Raw genomic sequence first — 23,883 nt, 5'->3', positions numbered from 1 at the left:
CATTCTTATTTGCTATTGATAATGATTCTCATTCGATCTATTGTATGCGCAAAAATAAACACTCCACCATGAAAAGGAAATGCTATGTTCGATTCAGGCGCGAACTGCTTTTTGAATGCCTTAGTTCGTGAATTCGACCAATGGGAGTATACGAAGCTTCCAGAAAAACTATCAAAATCAACAGGCTATCGCTACGGCTTCTATTGTAATGTCGATAATCAAAGTTCTCTATATTTACCACTGATTGCGTACTCAGCATTTGGTAGAAGCTACTTTTTCGATAAACAATACCAAGTTGACAACTCAACCAATGACACGAAAGAACTCACATTTTTTGAATTTCTCCAAACTTTAACAAAACATCCTGAGCTATTCAGTGATGACAAGTTAGGGCTACCGGAGTTGAAAAACCTTAACAAAGTTCTTGAGCGTTCAAAGGAAAGTCAGCTCAACATCCAAAAAGTTCTTAAGTACAGGCAAAGTGATTTAGACCGGATATTTAATCAAAACCTCGACTTTATCAACAGCGAGCAAAGCTTGCTGGTCGGCCATTCGATTCACCCCTGCCCTAAATCCAGAAGCGGCTTTGATGAAAAAGACGAGCAAACCTATGTTCCAGAATACGGTAATGAATGTCAGCTGGCGTGGTTTGCGGTCGATAAAGACATTTTGTATGTGTTCGCAGGCAATACAAAACCCATTGAAGAGTACTGCCAAGAACTTGTTGCTAACGATAGTCAGCTTACCCAGCTGTCACATGATCTGCCTAACGGCTATTTATTAATACCCTGCCACCCTTGGCAAGCCAAGCACTGGGAATCGAATCCTCAGTTGGCGGATTACTTTACAAAGGGACAGTTGAGAAACCTTGGGACTTATGGTCAGCCATGGCGCGCCACCTCTTCGTTGCGAAGCCTATACCAAGCAGACTCGCCATGGATGCTCAAGTTTTCACTGAGTACACAGCTTACCAACTCCATTCGTCACCTACAGCCGGAAGAAATGATTCGCGGGCAAGTGATTGAAAAGGTACTCGCTTCGGAAAAGGCTCAGGAAATGGAGCGAGAGCAAAACTGCTTTAGGATTATGCGTGAGCCGATCAGCATTGCACTAAAAGGCTCAAATGGTAAAGCTTTGGATAGCACTGCGATTATTTGGCGCCAAAATCCTTTCTATAACCAGCGCTCAAACTCAACGGAAGTGTTATCAGGCTTATTACAGGATTTACCTAATACTCCTGATAACCGTTTAAGTCTACGCTTGAAGGCACAAGCAGAAAAAACACAGACTGAAACCCGTCACCTAGCTCAAGCGTTTTTGCGAAGCTTTTTGCAGGTAATTATCAAGCCAATCATTGCAGCCCAAGCAAAATACGGTTTGTTGTTTGGCGCACACCAGCAAAACATCGTGATTCAGTTTGATGAGCAAATGATCCCCATTAAAACCTACTTTAGAGACTGCCAGGGTACGGGGTTTTCCGCCTTAGCAAAACAACTCTATGGCGAAGAACTCCTTAGCGACACCGCCGATAGTGGTAATTTGTTTGAAAACGATACGGTAATCCATCTGTTTACCTACTACCTATTGGTTAACTCATGCTTCAACACCATCAGCAGTTTGACCTTAACTAACCTGTTAAGCGAAGAGGAAGCACTGAACATCTACCGAGAGTTTTTAATACAGCTGAAAACTGAGAATTGGCCAGACCAACGTGTCATTGATTATTTATTAGAGTCAGATCACATTTGGTCAAAAGGCAACTTTTACTGCAATCTGCACGCCATTAATGAAAACACCATGGCCGATCCATTTTTAATTTACCACCAACTTCAAAACCCACTAAAAGCTGCTATGAATACAGCTGGAAATGTAGCATAAGGAGTTGACCATGACCGCCTTAAATACACAAAAAACGGAACAGCAAGCTCCTTTTAAGGAATACCCAAATAATGTCCTCTACCGTTATTTCGACCAGTCATCAGGGCAACAGTTTGAATTACGCAAACTGGATATGGAGCAGCACTTAGATCTATTCCATCATTGGCACAACCAAAAGTACGTTTACGAATTTTGGGAGCTAAACCAGTCGAAAGAGGAACTGCAAGATTACCTTACTCAACTCTTTCAACAAGATTTTGTCGAGCCTGTTATTGGTTACATTGACGATACACCCTGCGCTTATTTCGAAATTTACTGGGCGTATTACGACCACATAGCGCCTTATTGTGACGCCACACTTTACGACCGAGGCTACCACTTATTGATTGGCGATAAACGTTTTCTTGGGCACCACAATACAACCCTGTGGCTAAACCTTGTTAATGATTTCATTTTTAAAGATGAACCAAGGACACAACGTATTGTGGGCGAGCCCCGTGCCGATAACTCAGGTCTTTTGAAGTATCTTGAACACACCAGCTTTGTTAAAACCAAAGAGTTTGATTTTCCTCACAAGCGCGCCGCCCTACTCGAATGTTATCGCGAACAGTTCTACCGTGAGGTGACGCTATGAGCTTACCCAAACCAGCTCACAATAAGTCGTTGTGGGTAGTCGCCAATCAACAATTGATTGCGCGCTCGCTATCAGAGTTTGTGTATGAACAGGAGCTTACGGCAACGACATTAGCTACCGACACTTACCATGTTGAGCTAGGAGATGTGTCGTATCAATTTAACGCCAAACTATCCTTGTGGGACCTGTTGATTATCGAACCAGAATCATTAACTCGGAATGACCAAGTTGCTACCGATGCATTACAGTTTTGCTTGGACCTAAAAGTAGAGTTATCGCTAGACGACATTATTTTTGGTAACTGGTTGGAAGATGTGCAAAACACGCTCAATAACGAATTCCAACGCTTGCAAAAACTCGCACCTTATAATGCGACAGAACTGCTACCTATGGATGAGCCAAAACTCCAAGGATTGCTGGATGCTCATCCTAAAATCATCGCCAACCGTGGCCGTTTAGGCTGGGGTGCTGATGACAACCAATCCTTTGCTCCGGAATCTCTGAGCAGTTTCCAGCTAGAGTTTCTTGCAGCACACAAAAGCATTCTGACGACAGGGCATCTTGGCGAGCTAAACAATCGCGACTTGATGCACTCAATGATGACAGATGCCAGTTACCATGAACTGCTTCAGTCGTTAGAGCAATCATTGGTCGAAACAGAATTGAAGGCTGAGGACTACGCCTTTATACCCTGCCACCCATGGCAGTTCCAACACCACATACGTCCTCAGTTCCAGTGGGCTTTACAGCAGAAAAAACTGATTCATCTCGGCCAAGCGGGTGATAATTATCAGCCTCAACAGTCCATCAGAACGCTCAGTAACGTGACTCGACCTGAGCAGTACGATATTAAGTTGGCGATCACTATTTTAAACACATCCTGCTACCGCGGTGTTCCCGAAAAATTTATTGCCGCTGGTCATCATATTTCAAACTGGCTGCAGCAACTCACCAAAACTGATTCACTCTTTGCCAAGCGTAACTTAAGAATTTTAGAAGAGCCCGCAGGTTATTACGTCAGTCACCAGTATCAAAAACAAGTCATGGGCTCCCCCTATCGCTACCATGAAATGCTCGGCTGCATCTGGCGCCAGTCTGCTCCAGCCAAACAGCACGATGGCGAGCACCATATGCTACTGTCGGCGCTGTTACAAAAAGATCTCAACGGTAACTCACTGGTAAAAGAACTTATCAACTCCAGTGAGCTAACAACGCAAGAATGGTTACAACGGCTCTTTAGGGTTATGTCTGTACCGCTTTACCATTTATTGGTTAAGTATGGTGTCGGCGTGATTGCGCATGGTCAAAACGTCGTGGTTTACTTTAAGGACTCCATCCCTAGCGCCATCGCCATCAAAGACTTCCATGGCGATTTACGTTTACTCGATATGGAACTACCCGAGCAATCGGCCCTAGCGCCAGAGGCTCAAGCGCTGCTTGGAAAACTGCCAAAAGAACATTTAGTCCATGATCTACTAACGGGGCACTTTATCAGCGTCTACCGCTTCTTGTCGCCATTAGTCGCGTCTCAGACAGATGTTTCAGAAGACACTTTCTATCAACTACTCGCCGAGCAAATAAACGCCTATCAAAAGGCTCACCCTGACTATCAAGAGCGCTTCAAATGGTTTGATTTATTTAGACCTAAAGTTGAACGAATCTGCCTTAACAATGTGCGCTTTGACATTGGCTATCAAGATAACGCTGAGCGCCCCTTACCAAAGCTTGGCTCGGATTTAGCAAACCCGATTTATCAGGGTTTAAAGAAGCTTCAACACATACAAAACCATAATAGCGAACTAAACATTGGCGCTGATGCTCACACTGGCGCCTCACAACCAATAACAAATTTATCGAAGGAAATCTCACTATGAACACAAAAGATTTAGTCGGGATCGGCATTGGTCCATTTAACTTATCCATCGCAGCGCTCTGTCACGACAGCCCCAAACTCGACGTTGCCTTTTATGATAAAAAGTCGAGTTTCTGTTGGCATCCAGGCATGCTATTGCCGAATACCTACCTGCAAACATCCTTCTTAAAGGATCTGGTGACGGCGGTTAACCCTAAAAGTCCTTTTAGCTTTTTGAACTATCTCGTGAGTAAGAAACGCTTTTATGCCTTTTTAAATAATGATCGTCCGGCGATCAGTCGCCAGGAATACAACGACTATTTACAGTGGGTTAGTAAGCAGATCGATTACCTTAACTTTGGCCAAGGCATCAATGCCGTGGACTTCAAGAATAATCAATTTGAAGTACATTTAGAGAACCATGACCAGCCTATTCAGACACGTAACTTATGCTTAGGCACGGGTAAGCGCCCACATATTCCACAAGCCATTAAAGCTCAACAACACCCAACCCGCTGTTTCCATGCCATCGAAATGGCGAATCAAAAACGTGACTTTACTAACCAACGGGTTACCGTGATTGGCGGTGGGCAAAGTGGCGCAGAGATATTTTTGCACTTGCTCAGCGGCTATGACGGCGCGCCAAGCGAAATCAATTGGATTTCACGCCGCAGTAACTTTTTGCCGATGGACGAAACCTGTTTCACTAACGAATGGTTCTCACCGAACTATATCGACAGCTTTTTCCCGCTACCTTCTAGCACCAAATACGATATTGTCGATGAGCAGAAACTGGCGTCAGACGGCATCTCAGAGTCCACGCTAAAAAGTATTTATGACATGCTATATGAAAAACGCGTTAATGGTGACGAGCAAAACTACCGCTTGCGTCCGAATCGCGATTTAATTGCTTCGCATCAGTCTAACGGCGTGGTTTTAGAAGCACATAACAAGTTTGATGGTTCTACCGAACACTATCATAGCGACATCATTATTCTCGCCACGGGCTTTGAAAATGCTGTGCCACACTATTTGGAACCGATGAAACACCGCCTCGATATTAGAGATGACCAGCAGTTTTTACTTGGGCGAGATTACTCCATTCAATGGGATGGGCCGGCACAGAATAAACTTTATGCGGTAAATGCTGGGCGCTACAGTCACGGTATTTCAGAGCCACAAATGAGCTTAATGTGCTGGCGTTCGGCGACGATTGTTAATGACTTGCTGGGTGAGGACTTCTACGACTTAAAGGACGACTGCTCTTTTGTTGAGTGGAATAACCCTGAGCAACGGGTAGAACAGACCCAGAAACTCTCAGCTTGAAGTGATAATTAACATCAAGCACAAAAAAGCCGCTTATGACAAAGCGGCTTTTTCAATCACAACAAGTGCTTACTCAGGCTTTTTACCGTAAGACTCGTCTAAAACCTGCTGCAATTCGCCTTGCTGGAACATTTCTAAAATAATGTCACAACCGCCGATTAACTCACCATCAACCCACAACTGTGGGAATGTCGGCCAGTTCGCGTACTTTGGCAATTCCGCACGGATATCAGGGTTTTGTAAAATGTCCACGTAGGCAAACTCGTGGCCACACTCCATTAGCGCCTGAACTGCCTGGGCAGAAAAGCCGCACATAGGAAGTTTTGGCGAACCCTTCATATACATAACAACTTTGTTGTCAGCAATTTGCTGCTTAATCTGCTCGATCGTTTCGCTCATGAAATCCTCAACTAAAATTTTGCACTGTCTTTTAAGTGGCGGCGATTATAACGCTTTTCAAGGCGCTTTAGCACCCCTAGCTCCGCTTTCTTTAGCGATTCCGCGCTTGAAGCGCATTAACTCTTTGTTAAACCACCAATGTTCACCCATCAAGTTTGTTTGATTTGCCAATAAATCCCAACAATAACTAGGCATCTGACCTGATGATGGTTACAATGCCAAGCTTAATGAGAATGAATACCACTTCAATTAACGCATGAGCGAGCAGCACCCTCTTCTCCAACTGAATCAAGTTGAGTGTCGATATGGCGATCAGGTGATCGTGAAAGACATCAATTTTTCTTTGAATTATGGAGATAGCGCCTGCTTATTGGGCGCCAGCGGCTGCGGTAAAACCACCTTGCTCAGAGCTATTGCTGGCTTAGAGCCGATTTATAATGGCTCAATCAGTATTCACGGTAAAATCTGTTCAACAGCCAAACACATGCTCCCTCCGGAACAGCGTGACTTAGGCTTGGTATTCCAAGATCATGCCCTCTTCCCTCATTTGAGTATTTTCGATAACGTCGCTTTTGGCTTACGCAAAATGAAGCGTAAAGATAAGATAGCGCGCGTTAACGAATGTCTTGAATTAGTTGGTCTCGATGGCATGGGGCAGCGCTACCCGCATCAACTATCTGGCGGACAGCAGCAACGTATCGCGTTGGCTCGAACCATTGCACCGAAACCGAAATTGGTCCTGATGGACGAACCCTTCTCCAGCTTGGATACGCACCTGCGTCGTTCGTTGGCTCGTGAATTAAAAGCAGTATTAGCCGATCAGGGCATTGCTCACTTGTTAGTGACTCACGATCAGCAAGAAGCTTTTGCCATGGCGGACTATATTGGCGTCATGCATGAGGGAAAACTGCTGCAGTGGGACAGCCCTTATAACCTGTATCACAAGCCGCAAGATGCCCAGATCGCGACCTTTATTGGCGAAGGTTATTTTATCGCAGGTAAAGTGTGCGATCAGAACGATACGGTATCGACAGTCCTCGGTGATTTTAATATCGCCAACGGCACTCACTTCCAGCCGAATCAAGATGTTTTGGTCTTGATGCGCCCGGATGACTTGAAGCCCAACTCACAATCAAAACACCGCGCCAAGGTCAGTCACAAGGTATTTAAGGGTGCCATTATCGAATACGAACTGGAATTACCGAATAAAGAACGCCTTAAAGCGATTTTCCCGAGTCACCACGATTATGCCCTATCACAAGATATAGGGTTCGATCTAGACATCCAACACCTTATCGTCTACCCGAACTTGATTTCTGTCTAAAACATCAAAAAATAAAAAATTCATAAAAGTGCTTGATCACGCGCAAAACCAGACGCCACAAGGGCTGTAAAGTTACACCCCTGTTTCACACAAGTTATCCACAGCAAATTACACAAGATATGCTCTTGCTTCTAATGCAAAAACGCACTATCTTGTATGTATTGGCTTTTAGCACACTATATATAGTAAGTTAATAAGTTGTCCTAACTTATTGATTTATTGCAAAAGCGCATTGATTTTGTATAAAAAACGTACACAACAATAGTAATCAATCCAACGATTCAATCTCTTGGACGAAAGAGTCGTTACAAAGCATCAAAATGTCTGTGGAGGCAAGATGGAAACCGAAGTCAGCAAAGCGCAAAAAACCGCTGCACCAACCCCAACTCAACGTTCTGACGCAAGCCCAGAAATCCAAGCGAATAAACCCGGTGAATTACGAGTCATTCGTCGTAATGGCAAAGTAACACCGTATGACGACAGCAAAATTGAAGTGGCAATGACAAAAGCTTTTCTTGCTGTGGAAGGTGGTAACGCGGCTGCATCGTCACGTGTTCACGAAACGGTTCGTCAGTTGACCAAACAAATCACGGAAGCATTTGAGCGTCGTATGCCGGGTGGCGGTACCATTCACATTGAAGACATTCAGGATCAGGTTGAGCTGGCCCTAATGCGCAGCAGTGAACAAAAAGTCGCTCGAGCTTACGTTTTATACCGCAACGAGCGTGCCAAAGAGCGTGCCGCACGCGATAACGACAAGCTTGATGCCCTTGTTGGCGATAACGCTGTAACCGTTACAGGCGCCGACGGCCAACAAAAACCTCTCGACGTCCAACGCCTACACACCGTTGTGGTTGAAGCCTGTAAAAACTTGAATGACGTTGATGCAGAGCAAATCATCAAAGAAACCATGCGTAACTTATATGATGGTGTAGCGTTAAGCGATGTCTATCAAGCTTTGGTGATGACGGCTCGCACCATGATTGAGGTTGAGCCAAACTACTCTTACGTGACAGCGCGCTTGTTGCTCGACAACATTCGTACTGAAGCGTTACGTGAGCTAGGCGTGACCAAACGCGCGACTCAAAGCGAAATGGCGGCAATCTACCCACAAGCCTTCAAAGCTTATTTAGAGCTGGGTGTTGAGCACGAGTTGTTGAGTCCTGAATTACTATCGTTTGACCTTGAGAAACTTGGCAACGCGATTCAAGCAGACCGTGATTTATTATTTACATACCTTGGTATTCAGACGCTTTACGATCGCTACTTTATCCATAAAGACGAAGTTCGTATCGAGCTACCACAGGTCTTCTGGATGCGTGTTTCGATGGGCCTAGCGGTCAACGAAGACAACCGTGAAGAACGTGCGATTGAATTCTATAACATTCTGTCGACGTTCCACTACATGAGTTCAACGCCAACATTGTTCAACTCAGGTACGTTACGTCCACAGCTTTCAAGCTGCTACTTAACCAACGTTCCTGATGACCTAGACGGTATTTACGGTGCGATTAAAGATAACGCCCTACTATCTAAGTTCGCCGGCGGTTTAGGTAACGACTGGACGCCAGTACGTGGTCTTGGCGCTTACATCAAAGGCACCAACGGTAAATCACAAGGTGTCGTGCCATTCTTGAAAGTGGCTAACGATACGGCAGTGGCTGTAAACCAAGGCGGTAAGCGTAAAGGTGCGGTTTGTGCCTACTTAGAAACATGGCACATCGACATCGAAGAGTTCCTAGAGCTGCGTAAAAACACCGGTGATGACCGCCGTCGTACACACGACATGAACTCTGCGAACTGGGTACCAGATTTATTCTTGAAGCGTGTCAGCACTGATGGCGAGTGGACTTTATTCAGCCCGAACGAAGTGCCAGATCTTCATGACCTTTACGGTAAAGAGTTCGAAGAGCGTTACGAATACTACGAAGAAATGGCCAAGTACGGCAAGATGAAAACGGCCAAAACCATGCAAGCGAAAGACTTGTGGCGCAAAATGTTATCGATGTTATTCGAAACAGGCCACCCATGGATTACCTTCAAAGACCCATGTAACTTGCGTTCGCCACAACAACACGCTGGCGTGGTACACAGCTCAAACTTATGTACCGAGATTACGCTAAACACCAAAGCTGGCGAAGAAATCGCGGTGTGTAATCTAGGTTCGGTTAACCTGCCGAAGCACATGGTTGACGGCAAGCTGGATACAGTACAGCTTGAAAAAACCGTCACTACAGCAGTACGTATGCTGGATAACGTAATTGACATTAACTTCTACCCAGTAGAAACAGCACGTCAGTCAAACATGCGTCACCGCCCTGTTGGCCTTGGCATGATGGGCTTCCAAGACGCGCTTTACGTACAGAACATTCCGTACACATCTGAAGATGCAGTGACATTTGCTGATAACGCGATGGAAGCAATTTCATACTACGCGATTAAAGCATCAACAGACTTAGCCGAAGAACGTGGTTCTTATGAGACCTTTGCCGGTTCGCTATGGTCACAAGGTATTTTACCAATCGACTCGATTCAAAAGTTAATCGAAGAGCGTGGCGAAGAATTTGTTGAAGTCGATACCAGCAGCACTATGGACTGGGATACGCTTCGTGACCGCGTCAAGAGCGTTGGCATGCGTAACTCCAACGTCATGGCGATTGCACCGACAGCAACGATTTCAAACATCACAGGCGTTTCACAATCGATTGAGCCGACGTATCAGAACCTTTACGTGAAATCGAACCTCTCAGGCGAGTTCACCGTGGTTAACCCTTACATGGTTCGTGAACTGAAGAAACGCAACTTGTGGGACAACGTCATGGTTAACGACCTGAAATACTACGAAGGTAGCTTGAAGCAAATCGACCGTGTACCACAAGAGCTTAAAGACTTGTTCGCTAACGCGTTCGAAGTCGAGCCTAAGTGGTTAGTCGAGTCAGCGAGCCGTCGCCAAAAATGGATCGACCAAGCGCAATCACTGAACCTTTACATGAGCGAGCCATCGGGTAAGAAGCTTGACATGGTTTACCGCATGGCATGGTTCCGTGGCCTTAAAACCACTTACTACTTGCGCTCTATGGGCGCGACAAGCACTGAGAAGTCAACTATCAGTGATGGCAAGCTTAACGCCGTATCCGCAGCGCCAGTAGGCTCAGCGGCACCGCAAGCCTGCTCTATCGATGATCCAGACTGCGAAGCTTGTCAGTAATACTATTCGGGGAGCCACGGCTCCCCTTTTAGACATTGAGAACGAATGTGTAACACAGCGAAATTAATGAGGTAGAAATATGTTCAACTGGGACGACTACGAAAAAGAAGAAAAAGCGGAACAAAAACAACCGCCACAACAGCCTAAAGCTGAGCCAGCGGTAAAGCCAGAGCCAACGCCACAAGCTACGGAAGCAGCGAAACCAGCAGCTCCAACAACCGAAGAGTATGTTGAGCCTGAAGCTCTGGATAACGTTGCCAAAGCTCAAGCATCGCTAGACAAGCTTGACGTCGCCCCAGGTTTAGAAGAATTAGAGATGGGTGCTGAGCGTATTGAAGTTGATGACAAAAAGATGATCAACTGTCGTGCCGACTTAAACCAGTTGGTTCCGTTCAAGTACGACTGGGCATGGCAAAAGTATTTAGACGGTTGCTCAAACCACTGGATGCCACAAGAAGTCAACATGACTAAAGACGTTGCCACGTGGAAAGATCCTAACGGTCTCACTGAAGATGAGCGTCGTATCGTCATGCGCTCTCTGGGTTACTTCTCAACCGCCGACTCGCTTGTTGCTAACAACCTCGTTCTTGCGATTTACCGCTTGATTACCAACCCAGAGTGTCGCCAGTACATCTTGCGCCAAGCGTTTGAAGAAGCAATTCACACGCACGCATATCAGTACTGTATCGAGTCTTTAGGCATGGACGAAGCGGAAGTCTTCAACATGTACCGCGAAGTTCCAAGCATCGCTAAAAAAGCCGCTTGGAGTATTAAGCACACTCAAGGTATTTCAAACCCAGCGTTCACCACAGGTACGCCAGAATCGGATCAAGAATTGCTACGCAACCTCATCGGTTTCTACTGCGTCACTGAAGGTGTCTTCTTCTACTGTGGCTTTACGCAAATCCTATCAATGGGTCGTCGTAACAAGATGACTGGTGTTGCTGAGCAATTCCAATACATTCTGCGTGACGAGTCTATGCACCTGAACTTCGGTGTTGACGTGATTAACCAAATCAAACTGGAAAACCCACACTTGTGGACTGAAGAGTTCCAACAAGAAGTGATCCAAATGATTCTTGAAGGTACACAGCTTGAAATCGAATACGCACGTGACACTATGCCACGCGGCGTATTAGGCATGAACGCCAACATGATGGAAGAGTACTTACAGTTCATCTGTAACCGTCGTCTAGCTCAGCTTGGCCTTCCTGCACAGTTCAAAAACGTCTCAAACCCATTCCCATGGATGAGCGAAATCATGGACTTGAAGAAAGAGAAAAACTTCTTCGAAACACGCGTTATCGAGTATCAAACTGGTGGCGCCCTTTCTTGGGATTAATATAATCACCAAGAAAATCTTTGGGGGAACGGAGAAGCTCTAGCAGCTTCTCATCCGAAAGCCTGACAAGAAATTGTCAGGCTTTTTTTGTGGGGCTTTTGTTTGTAGGGATTATGTTTATTGAACCAGATACTGAATTGCATACAATAGACCCCAACGTTACAACTTTTAACTTGGACTTTTTATGACAACCCGTGGCATCGGTGGAAAAACACCTCAAAAAGCGCTATCAGCGCTTAGTAACATGATGCAAGACATTGAGCCAATCAGTGCTGCAGAGCATCAGCAAAGAATCGATAAAGCACAATCATTAATGCGTCGTCACAATATTGATGCCATCTATTTGAACGCAGGGACCAACTTAACCTATTTCACGGGCTTGCGCTGGTACCCGAGTGAACGCCTTGTCGGTGCTATTTTGCCTGCAACCGGCAAGATTCAGTACATAGCACCAGACTTTGAGGTCGGGAGCTTAAACGGTTACATGATGCTTGAGGGACCGATGCACACTTGGCTGGAACATGAGTGCCCTTACAAACTGACAGCACAGGTACTTAACAAGTTGGGCTATGGCTATAACGCGACCATTGGCATTGATGAAAGTACGGCATTTTTTATCGCGGACGGCTTCAAGCAAGCGGCACCACACATTAACTTTTTCAGCGCTAAAGCGATTACGGCTGGCTGTAGAATGCAAAAGTCAGAAGCGGAGACCGCGCTTATCCAGCGAGCGATGGACATGACGTTAGAAGTTCATAAAGCCGCCGCCAGCATTTTACGGGAAGGTATCAGCACCGCTGAAGTGGTTGAGTTTATTGAGCAGGCACATCGAAAAGTCGGCGCCAGTGGCAGCTACTTCTGTATTGTTTTATTTGGTGAAGCAACGTCTTATCCTCACGGCGTGAAGCATGAACAATACCTAAAGCCTGGGGATATGGTGCTGATTGATACCGGTTGTAAAGCTCACGGCTACCTTTCGGATATCACGCGCACTTATGTGTATGGTGAGAGTACAGAAAAACAACAACAAGTATGGCAGCACGAAAAAAATGCACAATTAGCTGCTTTCAAAGAGGCTCAACTAGGCACACCATGCGAAAAGGTCGACCAAGCTGCACGCTCCTATTTGGTAGAGCAAGGCTATGGTCCTGAGTACCAACTACCGGGCTTACCTCATCGAACTGGGCATGGCATAGGTCTCGACATTCATGAATGGCCTTATCTTGTCGGTGGCGATAAGACACCATTAGACATCGGAATGTGCTTTAGTAATGAACCCATGCTGGTGATTCCAAATGAATTTGGTATTCGATTAGAAGATCACTTCTATATGACAAGTCAGGGTCCTAAGTGGTTCACGCAACCTAGCGAAAGCATTGAGAACCCTTTCAATCTTCCTGTGTAAGGATTTAATGACGTCGTGTAAGTATTTTATTAAATGCAATAGCCGTTACCGCAGTGACGGCTAGCGTTACGACAACTAAAACCCAAGGAGCAGCATTAATGACACCGACGAAAAGTGCAGATTTTTTTACCACAACCAAGAACGTCATTACCGCTGCCACACTGAGTGCTGCAATCGCCACCCAAGCAGACAACGCTTTTACTTTTTTATAACGCTGCAACGTCTTAACTTTGTGAGAAACCACACTGACAAGCCGTTCATTAGGTTGCAACTTATCGGCAGCAACATTATCCAATAACTGATACAGTTGATAATAGCTCTGCGTATCTTCATCCTGTGATTTTTGCATTCCCTGATCACTTTTATAATCATCAAAAGCTGCCTCTTGAGCCCGCCATAGCTCTTTATCAAGATCATTTTTCATAAAATACTTCTCCTACTTTCCAGTAAGGTTTTGAGCCGTTCACGAGCTCTAGACAAGTGACTTTTAACCGTCCCTTGCGGCATATTGCAGATTTCTGAAATCTCTACAGTCGTCATGTCATTAAAGTGATACAAACCAATAATGGTTCTTTGTTCAGGAGGAAGTTGTTTCATAGCTTTGCTTAGCGCGTCTTTTATAGCTTGCTGCTGCAAATCATCCAGTTGACCGCTTTTAGTATCGCCTTCTTGCTCTACAGGGTGCTTTTCATCAACTGCAGGTGCTCTTTCCTGCTTTTGTAAAAACCTTAAGCCAAAGTTATACGCGATTCGACCAATCCACGTCGCAAGTGAACTGTCTCCTTTGAACTGCTCAAGCTTATAGTACACTTGCAAAAAAACCTCCTGACTTAGCTCAAGTGTATCATCCTGATTTTGAACCAGTCTTGAAATAACTTGCCAGACAAGTCGTTGATGAGATCGCACAAGTTCATCAAAGCTCCCCGGCTCGTTACTCAACACTCTTTTCACAAGAGCTAAGTCATTCATACTATGATAGATACCTATAATGATGAGCTGGTTGCACTTTTATCGAAAAAAATGCAACCGAACCACAACAGTACGCATCTATTGTATTAGACATTCATTCAAATCCTTTTCATTGAGGCGTTTATGTTCGACATTATTGCCATACTTATACCCATCATATTAGCAATATGCATTGTGCTGGTCATTCGTATCATTAACGATACCAGCCTCAGGAAACGCCTTGCAGAAACGCAAACAGAAAAAGACATCGTTGAAAAGCTGCTAGACACACAGTCGGAACAACGCTCAAGGTCTCTGATTAGCTGGGCTGCTTCAATATTATCTATCGGAATCGCCACTACCATTGTCGGTCTATTGGAGCTAGATGCCAGTGACCCAACAGCTTACGGCATTATATTTATTGCCTGTGGCTTATCGTTACTGATTGCTTATCTCTTAACTAAGCCAAAACACTAACACTTAACTTATACCTCAAGGAAATTGATATGTTCAAATTGCAACATAGGACAACACTCGCCTGTACTTTATGTTTCTTTGCCTTAACAGCTTGTGCAAACCAAGATAAAGAAAACAGTGACACCAATACACAAACCGCGCCTCTCTCGGTAGTCAGCGCTGTATCGGACTGGTCAGAAGCAGCGTCTATTCCAGGCGTGGCCATTGCTTATATTCATGACTCTGAAATCCAGTGGATTTACACACAGGGGCAAGCTACTGCTAATCAAACAGTCACCGAAGACACGCTATTTAATATCGCGTCACTCACAAAGCCCATGTTTAGTATGATGAGTTTACAACTAGTTGAACACGGTAGACTTAACTTGGACGAATCGCTGTCTCAGCACTGGGTTGATCCCGATATAAAGGGAGATCACCGTCATGAAAAACTAACGCCTCGTTTAGCGCTGAGTCATCAAACAGGGTTCACCAATTGGCGTGGCGATAAACCTTTATCTTTTATGTTTTCGCCTGGTCAACGACATGAATATTCAGGTGAAGGTTTCGAATACTTAAAAAAAGCCATAGAACTCAAACTTGATACAAGCATGCCACAACTGATGCAACACTATGTCGTCAAACCATCAGGGATGAATAACACTTACTTTGGGTGGAAAGACAACTTAGGCCACACTATCGTAGAGAGGTTTGACGAAGCAGGAGAAACTATCCAGCAACAAGGCTTTTATCGTGAAAGCTATTCAGCCGCATGCTGCACGCTTTCAAGTATCAAGGATTATGCAGCATTCATTCGGTGGGTTTCTCAAGGTGCAGGACTTTCTGATGACTTACTACAGCAGTTACAAACGGCTCAAGCACAGCATGGCAATCCTATAGAATACTTCAGCTTAGGCTGGCGACTCGTGACAACACCTTCCACAACCTACTTGGTTCATGACGGGAGAGAGCCCGGCGTGCGCGCTTTAACAATTGTCTCGCCGAGCACAGGCGAAGGCTTAGTTATATTGACCAATAGCTCTAACGGCGAACTACTCTACAGACCACTCGCTCAAGTGATGCTTAAAAACCCTCAACACTATTTAAGTCAAACTGACAATGACACATGGCAATACCTAACCTCCATCCCTAGCGAAATGCAGCCCCGTATGATTCAGTTTATTGCACAATCGCCTTCATTTACGTCAAAAGCATTGTACGCAGCAAACGAAGCCGTATTTGCGCAATCTAGAATTAATATTGCCCATGAAAAAGCTGCATTACTGAAGAAAAGAGCAGTGGCTTTAATTGATGCCTTCGTATTGGAGCAGCTCTCCGCTACCCAACCACAAACCCAAGAGCAACTCCGTCAGAACTTTATTGCAGGCATGACGTTTTTATCGACCAACGATAAATCTTTATCCCTTTCGCAGACATTAGACACAAAAGTAACGATAGAAGAATGGATGGTGCAACTAGAGACGATGTCTGAACTTGAAGAGTTACGTTAGTGGAATATAAGAATTTAGGGCTATTGTAGAGTGATAGTCCTAAGCTCTCAGTGCAAGATGAGTAAAAACTAATGCTTTGTATGGCTTTCTTCCTTTTGAAATGTGTAAATCAAGAATCTTTACGACGGCTTGATTATCACTTGGAAGGTAGTTTAAACACTGTTCGCGAGTGAGCTCAAAAGGATTCCTAATAATTTGATAACGGTTAAGTTGGTAATTGTAAAGTCTGACGGCTTGAGTTGATTGTTCAGCATTCGGTATTTTAATAGTAACTTTAACATTAGCACTACCACTAAAGCTTGGAGCGGATAAAACGTATAAGATAATACACAGCGCTAATGCCTTCATCGTACTAACTCCTCGGAAAGTTTAAGTGATAAAACTTAAACCACGTCAAGAGATGAGATATGGCTATTTTGTCTGGCGGCTTAAGTTGTGAAGAGATGATTGAACAATAGTGGATGATTAAAGAAATCCCCCTCACATGATGTGAGGCAAATATGATGGGTTGTGTCCTTACGCTTGCAATTTTTCCACTCTGTATAGTTATAGTTGTATTTTGCATACAACTTAAGGCTATCGAAATAGACTTATAATTTCAAGTTACATGAACTGGATCACATTTTTATAACTGTAACGAAATATTTCAGAGTAGCCGTTTATTGTTTTGTTTGAGTCTCCAGATACTCTTTTATGGGTAATCCGTCAACATAGAGCTCTTTTAGCGTGGCCTTACCATCTAAAACGCTGACTTCAACGTACACGTCATCAACGGTTTCACGCCGCCACACCGCTCGCTCAATATTCGGTGCAGTTTCCTCAGAAGCATAGTATCGGTTAAAAGGAACGTCGACATAGTGCCCTCTATCTTGACCTCCCCAACTAACTTCAACTGTAATGTAGTCTTGCCCTGCGTTTGGTTCATCAGCAACTAATTTCGTGAACATAGCATAGCCTTCACTATCTACCGACAGCAATGCATATGCCCAGTCGCCGCGTTGGAATGTTTGCTCAGTAGGAATTGGGTTCGCATTAATATTATAGGTTAGTGTGACATAGCGTCCCCGAAATGGATCATATGGGTCAATCGGCTGGGTTTTAAACTTATAAACCTCGCCGTGACTTAATATCTGTTGTTGTTCAAAAATCATATAACCAGGAACAGCCAGTTGCACCACGAACAAAGCAACTATCCATATTTTTGAATATTTCATGATTGGCTCCCCTTTACATGTTGCTTCTTTTTAAACCAGATATTGGTGGCAATAAAAGCACTGCCAATCACAATAAAAATCACGCCTTTGTATACAAAAGGTATGTCACTATCGAAGAACCTAAATAGCACCAATAGACTGAACCAAATTAAACCACCATTTAGTAGTAGCAAGCGGTTTCTGTTAATTCCTTGGAACATCAAAAGCACAGAGCCCGTCAAAATATAGAGATTCGAAGCGATGACGAAGACATTCTGATTTTGATGGATAAAGAAGCCCGTTATCCCTAGTAGCACAAAAGCAAAGCTCGACAATGCCACCCAGTTTGATACAGACAATACCTTCCAATTCCGTGTGATAAATAATGCCGTAAACACAATAGAGACCGTAAAGATCGTTAAAATAGCATATTCATTCAACGTCATCGGTGATTCAACCTGCCATAAGTCAGATGGCAAGGTTCTGCCATACCAAGTGAACATTAAACTGATCAATCCGATGATGAGTATTCCGAGGCTCGTTGGGGCATTTGTCCAGAACTTGGTGTTATCAAAACCAAACCACCAATAGCCCAGCGCATAAAATGCACAGCCAAGCGCTAGCGCGATGTAAATTCCCCAGTGATCAAGTGGCGAAGCGTAGTAGCTACTACCGTAAACCACAGAAATGGTGAGCCCGATTAGGCCAATCCATAACGACCAATGCAATAATAATCGGCTATTCTGCCGGTGGAGCTTGTAAAGGTAAGGAGCTAACGCGATATAGAGTAACCAGTAAGGCTCTCGCTCCAAGCAACATAGCCACAGGATAATAGCACTGATCAGCATCAACGTCGTGGCAGATCGCATTAAGTAAACAATAGGCAAAGTCAGCAATAACCAAACAACCAGGAACCGTTCAAGATCACCGTAAATATGATAGGTTTGGCTAATTAAAGCGATGCTCGCGGCTACAGCAAAAAATAATAGTACGGCACCTGATTCTCTTAAAGGCCGTGACTGAGGTTGATACTGCACACCGTACCAACACAAAGCTTGTGCCAAAACTAACGGCAAAAATGACAAGAAAGTTCGCAGCCCTTTTCCGAAGTTTTCCCAATTATGCGCCAATAACAGAATAATACCGCCGCCTATCAATAAAGCACCGAGTGAAACTAAAAGGATATTGCTTAGTGCTGACCGCCGTTCGTCGCCATCCTCTTGGCTACGATAAAGATCAAGAATCGAGTTCTTGGCTTCATTAGAAACTAATCCCTGCTCTTGCCAGAGGTTTGATTCACGTTTTAACCACTGTAACTGTTCAGTAGTGACTATTTTCTTGTTCTGATTGTGCTGAGTCATTCAACCTCCTGAGTTTCATAAACTATAGCATACCGTCTTTTATATTCTATATCCTTGTTTTTGCAAGAAAATCATGGTGTTGACCACTCATTTAAAAATAACGGTAATGCGAATCATTATTATTTACATATCTTTATGTCAGGAGTAGAATGTGCCCCCTATTACAGGACATCAGAAAAACAAGGTACTCAATAATGAACTATCGATTAGGATTCAGCCTTGCTGCTGTGGCATTGAGCGTTTCCATGGGCTTGCAAGCAAACGAAACAACCGCACCTGACGATACTGTCGTGGTCGTCGGCTCACGTACACCAACCAAAATCAGCGAAATCCCAGGCTCTGTCTGGGTTATTGACCGTGCTGGTATCGAGCAACAATTGGAGACCGGAGCAGACTTAAAAACTATGTTGGGCAAGTTAGTTCCAGGCTTGGACTTGGCACCACAAGGCCGTACTAACTACGGTCAAAATCTTCGAGGTCGAAGTGTCCAAGTCTTGATAGACGGTATTTCACTCAACAACTCTCGCGGATTATCACGACAATTTGACTCAATTGATCCGTTCAACGTAGAGCGAATCGAAGTCATCTCAGGCGCGAGTAGCTTATACGGTGGTGGCGCGACAGGCGGTATCATTAATATCATCACTAAGAAAGGCTCTAGCGATGGAGTGGTCATGACGACTCAGATTGGCGCTTCAAGTAGTCTTAACGGTAGCGATGATCTGAGCAAACGCATCAAGCACTCCATCAGCGACGGTAATGAAGACGTTCAAGCATACCTCGGTTTGGCTTACGAAGAAAACGGTCGCTTTTATGATGGTAATGGCGATGAAATCTTCCCAGACATCACGCAAACTGACTTACAAGACAACCGCACCGTCGATATTTTAGGTAGTGTAGACATCAAACTGACTGACGACCAGTCGCTGGAATTAGGCGCACAGATTTACCGCTCAAACTATACAGGTGAACGCGGCCTGTTCTTCCCTAACATTGATGCAGTACCTGTCGGTAGCTTAGCCGATGCTGAAATTCGTGATGGCTTCCGCTCGGATCGCGCACCAGCGACAGATCGCGAAATGCTGAACCTACAATATCACCACGGCGACTTATTAGGACAAGACTTCTACTTACAAGCATTTCACCGTAACGAAGAGTCAAGCTTTAGTGCCTTCCCTCGCCCACGCATTTTACCGGCAGAAGGTCGTTATGCGATTGAGTTTGGTACTTCAAAACAAAATACCCAGCTTTCAGGCATGAAAGCGTTATTCGATACCAACATCAGTGCTTCGACGCACCTTACCTATGGCCTAGACTTTGACCGTGAGAAATTTGACGCAGATCAAATGTTCTTCGACTTAGAAACGACCGACGCTACCGGGGGCTTAGTGCAAAATAAGTCACGCCTTGAGCCACGCTACCCTAGTTATGAAGTAGAAGGCTTATCAGGTTTTGTGCAAGCTGACTGGGCTTTAAACGATAACTGGAAACTTGCAGCGGGTCTTCGCCAACAAAAGATGGACGTTACGGTTCAGGACTTTGATAAATTCAGCTACGATCCTGTTGGCCAACGTGTAAGCGTATTAATTCCAGGCGGTAGCAACGATTATGATGCGACTCTTTTCAACGCGAGTATCATGTATAATGCAGCAAACCACCAAACGTGGTTCCGCTTTAGCCAAGGCTTTGAACTGCCCGATCCAGCGAAATACTACGGCAAAAGCCCTGATGTAAACGTCAACGACAATCCATTAAGCGCCGTGGAAACCGATCAAACCGAGTTCGGCTGGCGTTACTCTGGCGACAGTTGGCAAGCACAAACTTCGATCTACTACTCATGGTCTGATAAAGCAGTAAGCAACGACGCTAACTTAAACGTAGTCGTGGTCGATAACAAAACTCGTGACTATGGCTTTGAAGGTGCTTTCACTAAATATTTGGATCAAGGCTTCGAAACAGGCGCAACACTGCACTGGGTGCGATCTGAAGAAGAAGATGATAACGGCGACTGGCTAAAACGTGACATTCGTTACGCATCGTTATCTTCTGCAACGGCCTTCCTCGGTTGGACCAACTACGACTACACCGCTCGCTTACAGGCGAATCATGCATTTGATGCCGAAGACGCTTCAGATCGCGAAATCGACGGTTACACAACGTTGGATTTAGCCCTGAGCACTGAAACCACAGCTGGCAAATTTAGTTTTGGTATTACCAATTTGCTGGATAAGCAATACTCGACGGTTTGGGGACAACGCGCAACCGCATTCTACTCCCCCGCTTATGGCCCTGAGTACTTATTCAATTTCCAAGGACGTGGTCGCACCTACACACTGAACTGGACGGCGACTTATTAAACACTAGTCTGAAAGGCTAGCTCGTTTGAGCTAGCCTCACCGCGCTGACCAAAACCCTATTTTACATTAACCCCCCTATTTATTAGGATATATCCCCATAGGATAATTTTAATAAATATAAAAAGGGGGAATCTGTGAAGTCACTTCTTTACATATCACTATTGCTAGTTTTACTTACCCATAACACAAAACTGCTTGCTTCCGATAAAAATATAGATACCAGTTCACTTGACTCTGATGAAGGCTACCTACTTTTAAAAGTTTCATTCAATAATGAGTACGTATTCTCTAATCAAGACTCTGGTATTTTGCGCTTATCACTAACTGGCGAAGATGATCACCACTTCAAGAATATTAAATACGGCAATAATATTTATATCGCCAAGCTTCCTGAGGGCAATTATTACTTCGAGAGTATGACCGTTTGGGGTAACAGGGTCTTTGAGATAGATGATATTCCTTATAAAGCAGAGGTTGTTGCTGGGAAAATTGCCTATGCAGGCGACTTAATCATTCATAACAAAGGTGACGGTAGAGCCACATTCGTCTATAAAAATAGAGCTATGAGCAACTATAAATATCTAGAAAAGGAGTACTCTGACTTTTTGAGCAACTACCCATTGGTTTATACCGGATTGGGTAGCGACTACTTATTCACCTACCTTGAAACTGAAGAAAAAGGTGAATTACATGACTAATATTAACCGTTTTTTCATACTCGCAATTTTAATAGCTACGTCCCCACTTTGTATTTCTAACAGTGATGATGACACGCAAGAAAAGTCGAATGAAAAAAAGTCCATACATGAGATTCTATTTTCACCAAATACAATTTACGACTATAGCCTTAGTCCCGATGGCGATAAATATTTGTATACCACGTTCGATGGTTCCGTGTATAAGTATTATGTGAAACTCATTAACTCTGACCAAGAGGCTGTATTTTTTGCGAAGGCTAATGCAGCTTGGGTGGGACCGTCAACGAAAGTGGAGTGGATAGATAATAACGATATCCTAGGTCAGTTTTACAAAAGAGATGTTGGAATCAATAGTTTTATCTATAGCATAAAACACGATGAATCCGGCATAGAAGTGGCAGAAAAACACTTAACAAAAAGGACCTTTATACTTATAAATCCACTTCCACACATTGAAGATAGAGCAATATTTGCAAAGCACAGTAGCGATGTGGGGTTAAACCTACACAAAGTTGATATCAAAGCTGAGCACTTCCCTATGGAGTTTAGAGCTCAGTATCGCATGAACAGAGGGACTGAAGACGTTGAAGGCTGGCTTTTCGACCATTCGGGTGATCCAATCATTTCTCATGAGATTGAAGATGATATCACTACCGTGAAGCAAAACAGATATGGCTCATGGAAAACTATTTTTACCAGTAAAGCCGAACAAGAAGTGTTACCTATTTCGATAGAGTCTAATAATACCACATTGAACTTAATGATTTCCGATAAGAACGCTAGTGTTCTAAGAAAGGTTGACTTAGAGTCTGGTAAGCTACTTGACTATAGATACCCACTTCAAAGAAAAGACTTTTCTTCATTTAAATTTAACCCTGAAACTGGAACAGTTATTGCTGCTGTTTATGTTGAGGATGGTATTCATAAGCATGAATATATCGGCGAATATAAACCTGAGTTACGTGAAAAAATCATACCGTTACTTGATAGAGAGCACTTTAACATCTTAGAGACAAACGTCGAAAAAGGCGTCTCAATTCTTGTTACAAGAAGCTCTGACAACCCAGGAGCTTATTACCTGTACCAAGAAAAGGAAAACAAGCTCACTAAGTTAAACGATATATATCAAGACCTTTCCGGGTTATCACTACAAAAGTCCATAAAACTAGTCTCCAAAGCCAATGATGGGGTTGTCACTGAGTCATATCTACTACCTGCTTTAAATGCAAGTGACGACAACAAATCACCATTGATTGTAATGCCCCATGGCGGTCCTATCGGTGTTAGAGACTACAATTACTTTAATAAACATGCACAACTTCTATCTCAGCTTGGGTACTCAGTATTGATGCCCAATTACAGGGGGTCTTCAGGGTTCGGTACAGAATTTCTTGAGTCAGGGCAAAAACAATGGGGTAGAATGATCGAGGAAGATATCTACTTTGCATCCCAAGAAGCTTTAAAAACTGGCTATATAGACAAAAACCAAGTTTGTATTTTTGGAATTAGCTATGGCGGGTATTCTGCTCTGATGAGCGCCATCAAATATCCAGATTTTTATCGCTGTGCAGCCTCTTATGCGGGTGTGACAGACTTATCTCTTCTTTATAGTAAGCACCAGTTTCATGTTGATGATGATCTCAAAGAGTTTTTTGTGACTTACATTGGAGATCCTGACACGGAAATGGATCAGTTAGTCGCATACTCACCTGTATATAATGCTGAAAAAATCAAAATCCCAGTTTTGGTAGCACAAGGTGGCAACGACTCAATCGTCGACTTTGAACATTATAATCGCATGCTTTACTTCTTAAAGAAGAAGGGAGTGAAACATGAGTCACTTTTTTTGCCTTACGAAATCCACGGGTTTAAGAAAGTTGCCTCTGGTGTTAAGTTCTTTAAAGCTTTGGATACTTTCTTTAAACAAAGCCTGAATCAATAGCCCTAACCACAAAAAAGCCCAGCAATTGCTGGGCTTTTTTAGGAACGCT

19 protein-coding genes are annotated in these 23,883 nt (G+C 44.0%); 13 read left to right on the top strand and 6 right to left on the bottom strand.

All coding sequences use genetic code 11. The features are described 5' to 3' along the window. Positions 1–84: 84 nt before the first annotated feature. The 4 genes from KFK88_RS05325 to KFK88_RS05310 are packed head-to-tail and all read left to right on the top strand — an operon-like array spanning position 85 to position 5,690. Positions 85–1,878, top strand: a complete 1,794-nt coding sequence (locus tag KFK88_RS05325) for an IucA/IucC family protein (protein WP_223577611.1) — start codon at positions 85–87, stop codon at positions 1,876–1,878. Between the two features lie 10 nt (positions 1,879–1,888). Next, a complete protein-coding gene (locus tag KFK88_RS05320) occupies positions 1,889–2,512 on the top strand; it encodes a GNAT family N-acetyltransferase (protein ID WP_223577610.1) in 624 nt (207 codons plus the stop codon). Then, positions 2,509–4,386 (top strand): IucA/IucC family protein, encoded by a 1,878-nt coding sequence (locus tag KFK88_RS05315; protein ID WP_223577609.1) that lies wholly within the window; start codon positions 2,509–2,511, stop codon positions 4,384–4,386. Before KFK88_RS05320 ends, KFK88_RS05315 begins: the two co-directional genes overlap by 4 nt. Beyond that, positions 4,383–5,690, top strand: a complete 1,308-nt coding sequence (locus tag KFK88_RS05310) for a lysine N(6)-hydroxylase/L-ornithine N(5)-oxygenase family protein (RefSeq protein ID WP_223577608.1) — start codon at positions 4,383–4,385, stop codon at positions 5,688–5,690. Before KFK88_RS05315 ends, KFK88_RS05310 begins: the two co-directional genes overlap by 4 nt. A 69-nt stretch (positions 5,691–5,759) precedes the next feature. On the opposite strand, the gene grxD is transcribed toward KFK88_RS05310, so the two are convergent. Next, a complete protein-coding gene (grxD, locus tag KFK88_RS05305) occupies positions 5,760–6,089 on the bottom strand; it encodes a Grx4 family monothiol glutaredoxin (protein ID WP_046560841.1) in 330 nt (109 codons plus the stop codon). Between the two features lie 256 nt (positions 6,090–6,345). Between grxD and KFK88_RS05300 the strand changes: the two genes are divergently transcribed. The 4 genes from KFK88_RS05300 (at position 6,346) to KFK88_RS05285 (ending at position 13,368) form a co-directional block, all read left to right on the top strand. After that, on the top strand, positions 6,346–7,413 hold the full coding sequence (locus KFK88_RS05300) for an ABC transporter ATP-binding protein (protein WP_223577607.1): 1,068 nt from the start codon (positions 6,346–6,348) through the stop codon (positions 7,411–7,413). 337 nt (positions 7,414–7,750) lie between these two features. Further along, entirely contained in the window at positions 7,751–10,621 is a 2,871-nt protein-coding gene (locus tag KFK88_RS05295) for a ribonucleoside-diphosphate reductase subunit alpha (RefSeq protein WP_223577606.1), read from the top strand. A 79-nt stretch (positions 10,622–10,700) separates the two neighbouring features. Continuing rightward, complete coding sequence (locus KFK88_RS05290) at positions 10,701–11,963, top strand: ribonucleotide-diphosphate reductase subunit beta (protein WP_223577605.1); 1,263 nt, start codon at positions 10,701–10,703, stop codon at positions 11,961–11,963. A gap of 184 nt (positions 11,964–12,147) precedes the next feature. After that, positions 12,148–13,368, top strand: coding sequence for a M24 family metallopeptidase (locus KFK88_RS05285; protein ID WP_223577604.1), 1,221 nt, complete (start codon positions 12,148–12,150; stop codon positions 13,366–13,368). Between the two features lie 4 nt (positions 13,369–13,372). Here the strand turns inward: KFK88_RS05285 and KFK88_RS05280 are convergent, their stop codons facing one another. Next, entirely contained in the window at positions 13,373–13,792 is a 420-nt protein-coding gene (locus KFK88_RS05280; RefSeq protein WP_223577603.1) for a hypothetical protein, read from the bottom strand. Beyond that, entirely contained in the window at positions 13,789–14,337 is a 549-nt protein-coding gene (locus KFK88_RS05275; RefSeq protein ID WP_223577602.1) for an RNA polymerase sigma factor, read from the bottom strand. The genes KFK88_RS05280 and KFK88_RS05275 overlap by 4 nt, the downstream gene beginning before the upstream one ends. Before the next feature lie 123 nt (positions 14,338–14,460). Between KFK88_RS05275 and KFK88_RS05270 the strand changes: the two genes are divergently transcribed. Both KFK88_RS05270 and KFK88_RS05265 read left to right on the top strand, forming a co-directional pair. Next, positions 14,461–14,793: a DUF6249 domain-containing protein gene (locus tag KFK88_RS05270; protein ID WP_223577601.1), complete on the top strand. Its 333-nt coding sequence runs from the start codon at positions 14,461–14,463 to the stop codon at positions 14,791–14,793. Positions 14,794–14,822: 29 nt separating this feature from the next. Next, complete coding sequence (locus tag KFK88_RS05265; protein WP_223577600.1) at positions 14,823–16,283, top strand: serine hydrolase domain-containing protein; 1,461 nt, start codon at positions 14,823–14,825, stop codon at positions 16,281–16,283. Positions 16,284–16,322: 39 nt separating this feature from the next. On the opposite strand, the gene KFK88_RS05260 is transcribed toward KFK88_RS05265, so the two are convergent. From KFK88_RS05260 to KFK88_RS05250, 3 genes are all read right to left on the bottom strand, one after another. Further along, entirely contained in the window at positions 16,323–16,631 is a 309-nt protein-coding gene (locus KFK88_RS05260) for a hypothetical protein (RefSeq protein WP_223577599.1), read from the bottom strand. Between the two features lie 311 nt (positions 16,632–16,942). Continuing rightward, a complete protein-coding gene (locus KFK88_RS05255) occupies positions 16,943–17,497 on the bottom strand; it encodes a GDYXXLXY domain-containing protein (RefSeq protein WP_223577598.1) in 555 nt (184 codons plus the stop codon). Then, positions 17,494–18,837, bottom strand: a complete 1,344-nt coding sequence (locus tag KFK88_RS05250) for a DUF2157 domain-containing protein (protein WP_223577597.1) — start codon at positions 18,835–18,837, stop codon at positions 17,494–17,496. The genes KFK88_RS05255 and KFK88_RS05250 overlap by 4 nt, the downstream gene beginning before the upstream one ends. Positions 18,838–19,031: 194 nt before the next feature. Between KFK88_RS05250 and KFK88_RS05245 the strand changes: the two genes are divergently transcribed. From KFK88_RS05245 to KFK88_RS05235, 3 genes are all read left to right on the top strand, one after another. Beyond that, positions 19,032–21,194 (top strand): TonB-dependent receptor, encoded by a 2,163-nt coding sequence (locus KFK88_RS05245; protein WP_223577596.1) that lies wholly within the window; start codon positions 19,032–19,034, stop codon positions 21,192–21,194. A gap of 134 nt (positions 21,195–21,328) precedes the next feature. Further along, positions 21,329–21,892, top strand: a complete 564-nt coding sequence (locus KFK88_RS05240; RefSeq protein ID WP_223577595.1) for a hypothetical protein — start codon at positions 21,329–21,331, stop codon at positions 21,890–21,892. Next, positions 21,885–23,834, top strand: a complete 1,950-nt coding sequence (locus tag KFK88_RS05235) for an alpha/beta hydrolase family protein (protein ID WP_223577594.1) — start codon at positions 21,885–21,887, stop codon at positions 23,832–23,834. Before KFK88_RS05240 ends, KFK88_RS05235 begins: the two co-directional genes overlap by 8 nt. The last annotated feature ends 49 nt before the right edge of the window (positions 23,835–23,883 follow it).

Source organism: Kangiella taiwanensis, from assembly GCF_020005165.1.
In the GTDB taxonomy this organism is placed as follows: domain Bacteria; phylum Pseudomonadota; class Gammaproteobacteria; order Enterobacterales; family Kangiellaceae; genus Kangiella; species Kangiella taiwanensis.
This window is presented reverse-complemented; position numbering and strand designations above follow the sequence as displayed.

Coding starts and splice junctions, on each gene's coding strand:
- KFK88_RS05255 (WP_223577598.1), bottom strand. CDS start 17,497: ATGAAATATTCAAAAATATGGATAGTTGCTTTGTTCGTGGTGCAACTG.
- KFK88_RS05300 (WP_223577607.1), top strand. CDS start 6,346: ATGAGCGAGCAGCACCCTCTTCTCCAACTGAATCAAGTTGAGTGTCGA.
- KFK88_RS05260 (WP_223577599.1), bottom strand. CDS start 16,631: ATGAAGGCATTAGCGCTGTGTATTATCTTATACGTTTTATCCGCTCCA.
- grxD (WP_046560841.1), bottom strand. CDS start 6,089: ATGAGCGAAACGATCGAGCAGATTAAGCAGCAAATTGCTGACAACAAA.
- KFK88_RS05295 (WP_223577606.1), top strand. CDS start 7,751: ATGGAAACCGAAGTCAGCAAAGCGCAAAAAACCGCTGCACCAACCCCA.
- KFK88_RS05270 (WP_223577601.1), top strand. CDS start 14,461: ATGTTCGACATTATTGCCATACTTATACCCATCATATTAGCAATATGC.
- KFK88_RS05310 (WP_223577608.1), top strand. CDS start 4,383: ATGAACACAAAAGATTTAGTCGGGATCGGCATTGGTCCATTTAACTTA.
- KFK88_RS05315 (WP_223577609.1), top strand. CDS start 2,509: ATGAGCTTACCCAAACCAGCTCACAATAAGTCGTTGTGGGTAGTCGCC.
- KFK88_RS05320 (WP_223577610.1), top strand. CDS start 1,889: ATGACCGCCTTAAATACACAAAAAACGGAACAGCAAGCTCCTTTTAAG.
- KFK88_RS05325 (WP_223577611.1), top strand. CDS start 85: ATGTTCGATTCAGGCGCGAACTGCTTTTTGAATGCCTTAGTTCGTGAA.
- KFK88_RS05275 (WP_223577602.1), bottom strand. CDS start 14,337: ATGAATGACTTAGCTCTTGTGAAAAGAGTGTTGAGTAACGAGCCGGGG.
- KFK88_RS05235 (WP_223577594.1), top strand. CDS start 21,885: ATGACTAATATTAACCGTTTTTTCATACTCGCAATTTTAATAGCTACG.
- KFK88_RS05245 (WP_223577596.1), top strand. CDS start 19,032: ATGAACTATCGATTAGGATTCAGCCTTGCTGCTGTGGCATTGAGCGTT.
- KFK88_RS05250 (WP_223577597.1), bottom strand. CDS start 18,837: ATGACTCAGCACAATCAGAACAAGAAAATAGTCACTACTGAACAGTTA.
- KFK88_RS05290 (WP_223577605.1), top strand. CDS start 10,701: ATGTTCAACTGGGACGACTACGAAAAAGAAGAAAAAGCGGAACAAAAA.
- KFK88_RS05280 (WP_223577603.1), bottom strand. CDS start 13,792: ATGAAAAATGATCTTGATAAAGAGCTATGGCGGGCTCAAGAGGCAGCT.
- KFK88_RS05265 (WP_223577600.1), top strand. CDS start 14,823: ATGTTCAAATTGCAACATAGGACAACACTCGCCTGTACTTTATGTTTC.
- KFK88_RS05285 (WP_223577604.1), top strand. CDS start 12,148: ATGACAACCCGTGGCATCGGTGGAAAAACACCTCAAAAAGCGCTATCA.